The sequence below is a fragment of the Geitlerinema sp. PCC 9228 genome (assembly GCF_001870905.1).
In the GTDB taxonomy this organism is placed as follows: domain Bacteria; phylum Cyanobacteriota; class Cyanobacteriia; order Cyanobacteriales; family PCC-9228; genus PCC-9228.
Window position 1 is genome coordinate 1 of the sequence record NZ_LNDC01000190.1, and the last position, 7,467, is coordinate 7,467.

Here is a 7,467-nt window from a genome sequence, read left to right on the forward strand (position 1 = left end):
GGAGTAGTTAACGCCGACGTTGCTACTGTGAAGCAGGAAGAAACCTTAACGTCTGTGAACGTTTGTTAGTGTTTTAGAGTCGGCTAATGAATATCGCTAGGAGTATGGAATCAGAACTGTACCAGAAAGGTGTAGAAAAAGCCCGTCAAGGGGATTACGAAGGCGCGATCGCGGCTTTCGATCGAGTATTGCAAGCCAATCCCCACATGGCAGATGCCTACTACCAACGAGGGTTGGTTTATTTCGACTTGGGAAAACCTTACCAGGCAGTTGAAGATTACAACCGAGCTTTAGAACGCAATCCGGAACTAACGGCTTGTTATTACGCTCGGGCTTTGGTACGTTTGAGTCTGAAAAATTTGCCAGGAACCCTCGCAGATGTGGAAAAATGCTTGCAACTGGATCTCAATTATGCGGCGGCTTACCAGTTGCGGGCGATTGTCAAACGCAAACAGGGAGACTCCCAAGGTGCGATCGCGGATTTTAAAAAGGCTGCCCAGCTCTACGTGAAGCAAAAAGATAAAGAGAACGCCCGTCGCTGTTTGGAAAGCATCGAGAAATTGCAGCCTAGCACAACAACAGCGGCACCGTCTTGGATTCCATCGCCCATTTCCACCCCTACCCCCAAAGCACAAACGACCCGCATTCCCCCCATGCAGTCGGCGTCGGATTACTATACCCAACTGTTGGAGAGAGCGGAACGAGGAGATTGCCAAGGTGCCATTCAAGATTTGGATTGGGCCTTGCAAGCGGACAGTCAAGACGCCCAAGCGTACTGCTGTCGCGGCATTTTGCGGTACAAGCTGGGCAAACATTACGATGCCCTCTCGGATTTTAACCAAGCTTTGCGCCTCAACAATGGAGATATTTCCGCCTATCGCAATCGCGGGAAAGTACGCTTGCACTTGGGAGACCATCGGGGGGCGATTTCTGATTTTAATGCGGCTTTGCAAATTGAGCCCAACGATGCTATGCTTTATATTGCTCGGGGCAATGCTTATCGGGAAATGACCGACTACGAATCGGCGATCGCGGATTACTCAAAAGCGTTGCAGCTCGATTCGGAACGGGCGGATGTTTATATTTATCGGGGCATGGCTTACGTGCGCCAAGAGCAAATGCAGCAGGCTATTGATGACTATCAGGCAGCTGCCGATCGCTATTTTCAACAGGAGAACTGGCAGCACTACCAAGCCACGTTGGAACGCATCCAACAGTTACAATCGTTTACGGTTTCTAGTTTCTTCGATACTTGGGACAGTTCCCAACAAGCTTCATCCGAAGCTGCGGAAAGTACCAGTTCCTTACAGCAACGGCTGTTCAAGTTGGTAGGCGGTCATTGGGAGTTGGCAGAAAGATTGCTCAACCAAGCTCGCCACGACTATCCAGGGGAATCGGAAGCATGGTACTTGCAAAAGGTAATTCAGGATATCGAACGCGATCGCGATTTCTAAGAAAAACCAAAAATCAAACGCCCCTAGGATCGACCGGTGGCGAAAATAGCTTCCTAGCGGGAAGCAGGAAAAACCTCCCGACACCCAAGCCGGGAGAGCATGGAAAAACGCTTCGCCATTGTTGGGAAGCGCACTCAGGAAAGCTGCTACTTACTCGATTATTTTTAATTTGGTTGCCCGAATTTCGTTTCTAGGCAGCGAAATCTACTAGCTCAATTTCAAAAACCAAATCTTTGCCAGCTAGCGGATGGTTGCCATCTAGAGTAACTTTGGAATCTTCCACCGCGGTAACCGTAACTGGGATAACCTGTCCGGAAGGATGTTGAACTTGTAGCTGCTGTCCCACTTCTACGCTAATATCCTCAGGAATTTGCTGCCGGTCTACTTCCGCAACCATTTCCGAACGGTGAGGACCGTAGGCTTTGTCGGAAGGAATTTCTTCGGTTTTGGATTCCCCGGGGGCCATGCCTACAACAGCTTCTTCAAAACCAGGGATGATTTGCTGTTCGCCGATGGTAAACTCCAAAGGTTCTCCGTGATTGCGAGAGCTGTCGAACACGGTACCGTCTGTTAGCTTCCCGGTGTAGTGTACTTTTACTTTATCACCTTGTTGTGCTTGTGCCACGGTGAATTTCCTCCATGTCGAACGTCAATGTGCAGTATATGCATCTACCGATAGTTTTTTGCTAACGGATACGAATACCCGCTAACGATTACACTCTCGATTGGTTCAAGAGAGGGACTATCTGCCAATGCTTTGAGGAAAATTCCCAAAGCGCTTTGGTATTTTTTGCCTTGGTTCTCGGCCTGTTATTGGCCGTATTCCTTGACCGGTACAGAGGTTTCTTATATTTATTTATAGAGGAAACTTGTGCCTGGACTTCACTTTCGCTGCCCACAGTTTAGCACCTTTACCAGCAAAATGAACCATTGGGGGTGTTGGGTGTAGCAACCAATACACCACTGTTCCTTCGCCTTAACTTGTTTTCACTGGTACTCCGCATTCTTACACAGAGAATGGCGAATTGTTGGGTGCAGATGCTAGAAAACATGGACCGGCGAAGTCAAAATTGGTTCTCCCTTCGCTATCCAAATACCTTTCCTTAGATAGCTCCAGCAAAAGCAACTGAGTTCTCTTCCTCAATTGCCCTCGAACATCGAGAACCAAATTATTGCTCTATCTTTGACGGCGTCGAAGCCGACGTTGCTGTTTGTGCCGGGCAAGTTCTTTTCGCTTGCGTTTTTCTTTGGGCGTCTCAAAATGTCGCCCTTTTTTCATATCTGCGAAAATGCCGGCTTGGGAAACTTTCCGTTTAAACCGACGTAGGGCGGATTCTAGCTTTTCATTTTCTGCCAAGACCACTTGGGCCATTTAGATTCCTCTCATTCTAGTTGTTCGCCTGGTGCTAAAGCGAACCAATTATTGACATCTCCCCCAGGCTCAAGGCATGGGATTTTAAATAGGTAACAACGCGCTCCCTCGGGTCTTACGGTCGTTCGGGATTCGTTTCTCGTCGGGCGATGTCCATCCCAACGTTCCCGCTAGCATAACATGATTTACGCCATGAATGCTCCCCACCTGCTAACGCAACGTGCGAGTGTCCCCATAGAATTGCTGGCGGAAGCCTGCTTTCCTCGTATCAGGAAGGTGGTATGGTTACCGCACGTTGGGAACTTTGACCCAAATGCCCCCAAATCGTTGTCGGTTGGGGCTTTTAAGGAAATTTTCCAGGGCGGGGAATTGGACCCAAACCCTTTCGACCGAAATAAGCTTAGGAAGAGGAGAAATCTCTTCTCCTCTCCATCCTTGGGGACGAATTTCAAAACCAACAACGGCCAACGTTGCTAGGTTGAAGCAAGCAACCTGGTTTTTTTCTCGCGTCTGCTTATTGTTTTTAGCGGCGATCGAAAGGCTTTCTTTCTGTACGGGGTTTGGCTTTATTGACTCTTAACGTCCGTCCCATCCATTCAGCGCCGTCCAGCTCTTCAATGGCTGTTGTTTCGTGGTCGGGCGATTCCATCTCCACAAAGCCAAAACCGCGTCTTTTTCCAGTTTCCCGATCGACCGGTAATTTGACTCGCTTGATAGAGCCGTATTCAGAGAAGACAGAGTTTAAATCGTCTTCCGTTACATCATAAGAGAGATTTCCGATATAAACGGTCATTACTTACCTCATCAGTTGGTAGCATACAAAGATTGAGGTTTCGGAGGTAAGTTTTTTGGAAATAACACCGAATTGGATAAATTCTTTCGTGTGCGCAAAAACTCAAAACACCGATACCTTTCACTTTATAGTAGCACACCCCCCTATATTTGGAAAACGATTTTAACAATTTTGTAGCATAGCGCGAGTTTCCTATGATTAGGGGATTCTGGCTTTAAGAGTTGTTGGTGGGACGTGCTAGCAAATCCAAGCGCAACTGGTGCAATGGTGAAAATAATGCTAAAAAGGCGAGCAAAACTACACTCATGGTTCCCAACGCTGCTGCCGCTGCGATCGCAAATACAATGGCAATTTGATAGCGAACCGCATCCAAAGGACTGGCACCTGCTAAAATTTGCCCGGTCATCATCCCTGGCAAACTCACCAATCCCATCACCATCATAGAATTGACAATGGGAATGGTTCCCACCCGCACGGCATCGCGGATTTCCCGGGTAGCTGCTTCCCAACGGGTTGCCCCCAATGCCAACAGCATCTCAATGCGATCGCGATTGGCTACCAAATCCTCCAAAAATCGGTCCAATCCCAAAGAAATCCCATTTAAAATATTGCCCAAAATCATCCCCAACAGGGGAATTAAATACTGGGGATCGTACCACGGGCGAACTTGAATTACCCCCAAAAGCATCAATCCCGTTACTACAGACGCAGACACCAACACCGACAGCAAACTGTTGATATAAATCCGGGCAAAACGACGTTTGGTACGATTGACAGCAGTCATCCCAGCCACCGATGCCATAACCGCCCCAATTAACAAAATAAATAGGGGATTTTCTTGCTCGAACAGCCACTGCAATACATAACCCACCAGCAGCAATTGTACGGTCATCCGCAAGGCAGCAATTGCCAAAGTACGTTCCAACCCCAATCGCAACCCAACGGAAAGACTGATGTTAATTACAATTAACAACGCCGCCAGTGCCAGTTGCCAGTATTCAATCGCAATATAATTCATATCAAATCGGCAAATTTCGACAAAACCAAACGCTGGTCGGTGACCCGGTGAATCTGTTCGCGGTCGTGGCTGGTCCAAATGCAAGCTCGGTTGCTCTCCCCTTGTAGCCAAGATGCGATCGCGGCTTCTACTTTTTGAGCCGTTTCCCCATCCAAAGCCGCTGTGGGTTCGTCTAGCAACAATATTTGCGGTTGGATTTGCAAAGCTCTCACCAACGCCACCAACTGCCGTTCGCCGCCAGAAAGATGCATCACCGAGCGTTCTAAAAAAGTGCGATCGCGTTCCAACCGTTCCAACCACGGCAAAATCCGGTCGCGGCGGTAGTTTTGCGATCGATGGACCTTCAAGCGATACACCGCCTGGAAATTTTCCTCCACCGTACCTTCCAACAAAGCCGGCTGCTGCTGCAAATACACCACCCCAGCGCGATAGGCAGGCATAGACCACTGGGATTGGGGTACATCGCGAAACCAAATCGTGCCTTCCTGAATCGGATCCAGCCCAGCCAGCGATCGCAGCAACAAACTTTTCCCAGTTCCCGTCTCCCCCACCAGCCCTAACTGACAGCCAGCCGGCAGCTCAAAATGAAGCCCCCGCCACAGCCAGCGATTGTCTACTTGACGAGCCAAAGAACGCGCCACCAGAACCGACTCCATAACCTTTCCTTAACTGTTGCTAAGCCCTTCTGGAGCGCATTGTACGCGATCGCGCCTCCTTCGTACAGAAAATCTAAAAGCAAAACCGATTGACAAAACTCTCCAAAAGTTATATAATAGAAAGTAACATAGGGCGAAATTAATTTCGTCATAAAAAAGGGGAGGTTTTTGAGACGCCTTTACCCAAACATCTACCCTGCCCAAAAATAATAATTCGCTCCTACAAAATTAGCCCCCCATCTGCCGAGCTACCCACCATCTCCCAGAGACAAAATCTCGCACAACCGCTGCCAATCCCGCGACTTAACCTGCAAGCGACCCCTCTCCACATCGCGGACCCAACTTTGACTTTTTCCCATCATGCGAGCCAAATATCGCTGACTCCAACCGCGACGGCAACGCGCCTGCTTCACCGCCTCCCCAGAAACATTGCCAGAAAAATAAAAATCGCGCTTTGGTTGCCGATACCTTCTATAATTGGACCGAGAATCGGACCGAGAACTGGGTTTTTGACGGCTTTTGAACCTTGCCAGGGGTTCTTCCCAAGCTTCCGGTAGCTGAAACCGCAACAACTTCGCGCGCATCAGCCGTTCCCACTTGCCGCGAGGCGCTGGGTCTGTCAAACGTCGCTGTCTTTGACCGTCTGCAGTCCAAAACGCCAAAGCCGCCTCACTATCTTCGGGAATTTCTTGCAACTGCAACCAAATCGGTTGGATATCTGTGGGATAGGTTTGCGGGTCAAATATCGGTTGAATGCCGTATTCCGAAAGTGCCTGCAAATCGCTTTCAAAAGTTTGAATTTGTCGTTTGCGACGGTGGCGGTTGTTGTAGGCTTGCTGAATTTTATTTTCTCCGTAAGCTATCCGCATCAGCGTTGCTACCGCAATGGGTTGTTCCCTACCAATTTTTACTTTAAACAACAACCACAATAAAATTCTCACCGCGCCTTCCCGCCGCTGCCACAAACGCATGACAGCTTTTAATACCCACTCTGGCAAAATTCCGTATTGATAAAAAGCGGTTTTTTCTTGATATCCCTGCCAGTTGAGAAAATATTTTGCCCAAGTACCGGCTTGAATTTCAAAAGTCAATCCGGTGACATGTTTTTCACCGTTTTCATCTTCGTGGAAATGATGGTGAACTTCAACAACTCGCCAAATGGGTTCTTCTTCTACTGCAAAAGCAGGTACGTTTCCTTGGCGAAACCATTGAATGTGACACTGCAAGCGAGTGGGTTCTAAGGCTAAATATTTAATTAGAGCCAGTTTGGTAATTTTGGATAAATCTTTGCGGCGGTTGAGACCTAAGTAGGCTTCAATTTGGCGATCGCTTATGGTAAAATTTTCTTCCCAAGGTCGTTCCAATGTGGTAGCATAACCAGCATAGAGCAAATGCAGGCAAGCCGCACGGGGATCGATTGCTGCAATACTGGGAAAGTCTTGTGAAGCATTATTTTCCGATACTGAAAGCAAACCAGCATTTGGGCAAAATCCCGTTTTCATGCGAAAGGTAAGGGAACCTTTGCCTTTTTTAATGTTTCGCCGATAGACCATTTTCCCTTCGCTATCGGTATGCCAGGGTAAGGATTGTTTTTGGGTAAAAATATTGCAAGCTTCCCAGATAACAATTGCCGAGGCAAAGGGGGTATAAGAAAACCCACTATTGCTTTGAATAAATAAGTGGGGATGGCTGGAAGTGGAATAGGGTTGGCGTGGCTGGCGATGGGTTTCTAAAGAACAATTCCACGGTACGGGATGCAAGGTGGGACAAACCAAAACGCACAAAGGATGGGAAAAATATCCCTGACAGTCGTTGCACAAATTGGGGTCGATATTGTATTTTTTATTGTTGGCGGAAATAGCACCAGTAGGACATCGAGGACGGCAAGCGTCACAGGCGATGCATTCTGTATGGATAGCATAGGTCATTTTGGGAGGATGGGTTCTAGAAATAAGTTCTTCATATCCAGAAATGGTGATTTTTATAATAGTTTGGTATGGTGTTCCCCATTCTATTTTTTCATATTTGCCTGTTTCTAGTTGTTCGCTTTGAACGTTTGTGGCGATTTTTTGATAGAAAAATGATTTATATTTTTGATGGGGTTTGGTCGGGTGGGCAATGCCCACCCTACTCTGTTTTGTAGGTTTCTAGCTGTTCGTATTGAACGTTTCGGC

The 7,467-nt window shown here is 47.8% G+C and carries 7 protein-coding genes; 1 reads left to right on the plus strand and 6 read right to left on the minus strand.

Annotated features, from left to right (window positions below; genetic code table 11):
• Positions 1-86: 86 nt before the first annotated feature.
• Complete coding sequence (locus AS151_RS19690; protein ID WP_244533089.1) at positions 87-1,454, plus strand: tetratricopeptide repeat protein; 1,368 nt, start codon at positions 87-89, stop codon at positions 1,452-1,454.
• Positions 1,455-1,644: 190 nt separating this feature from the next.
• Here the strand turns inward: AS151_RS19690 and AS151_RS19695 are convergent, their stop codons facing one another.
• From AS151_RS19695 to AS151_RS19725, 6 genes are all read right to left on the minus strand, one after another.
• Entirely contained in the window at positions 1,645-2,079 is a 435-nt protein-coding gene (locus tag AS151_RS19695; RefSeq protein WP_071518777.1) for a peptidylprolyl isomerase, read from the minus strand.
• 552 nt (positions 2,080-2,631) lie between these two features.
• Positions 2,632-2,826, minus strand: a complete 195-nt coding sequence (rpsU, locus tag AS151_RS19700) for a 30S ribosomal protein S21 (protein WP_071518778.1) — start codon at positions 2,824-2,826, stop codon at positions 2,632-2,634.
• A 523-nt stretch (positions 2,827-3,349) separates the two neighbouring features.
• Positions 3,350-3,619, minus strand: a complete 270-nt coding sequence (locus AS151_RS19710; protein WP_071518780.1) for an RNA-binding protein — start codon at positions 3,617-3,619, stop codon at positions 3,350-3,352.
• 214 nt (positions 3,620-3,833) lie between these two features.
• Positions 3,834-4,637, minus strand: coding sequence for an iron export ABC transporter permease subunit FetB (gene fetB, locus AS151_RS19715; RefSeq protein WP_071518781.1), 804 nt, complete (start codon positions 4,635-4,637; stop codon positions 3,834-3,836).
• Positions 4,634-5,293 carry an ATP-binding cassette domain-containing protein gene (locus AS151_RS19720; protein WP_071518782.1) on the minus strand — a complete coding sequence of 220 codons (660 nt, stop codon included), beginning with the start codon at positions 5,291-5,293 and terminating at the stop codon, positions 4,634-4,636. The genes fetB and AS151_RS19720 overlap by 4 nt, the downstream gene beginning before the upstream one ends.
• Positions 5,294-5,541: 248 nt before the next feature.
• On the minus strand, positions 5,542-7,221 hold the full coding sequence (locus AS151_RS19725) for a helix-turn-helix domain-containing protein (RefSeq protein ID WP_071518793.1): 1,680 nt from the start codon (positions 7,219-7,221) through the stop codon (positions 5,542-5,544).
• Between the last annotated feature and the right edge of the window lie 246 nt (positions 7,222-7,467).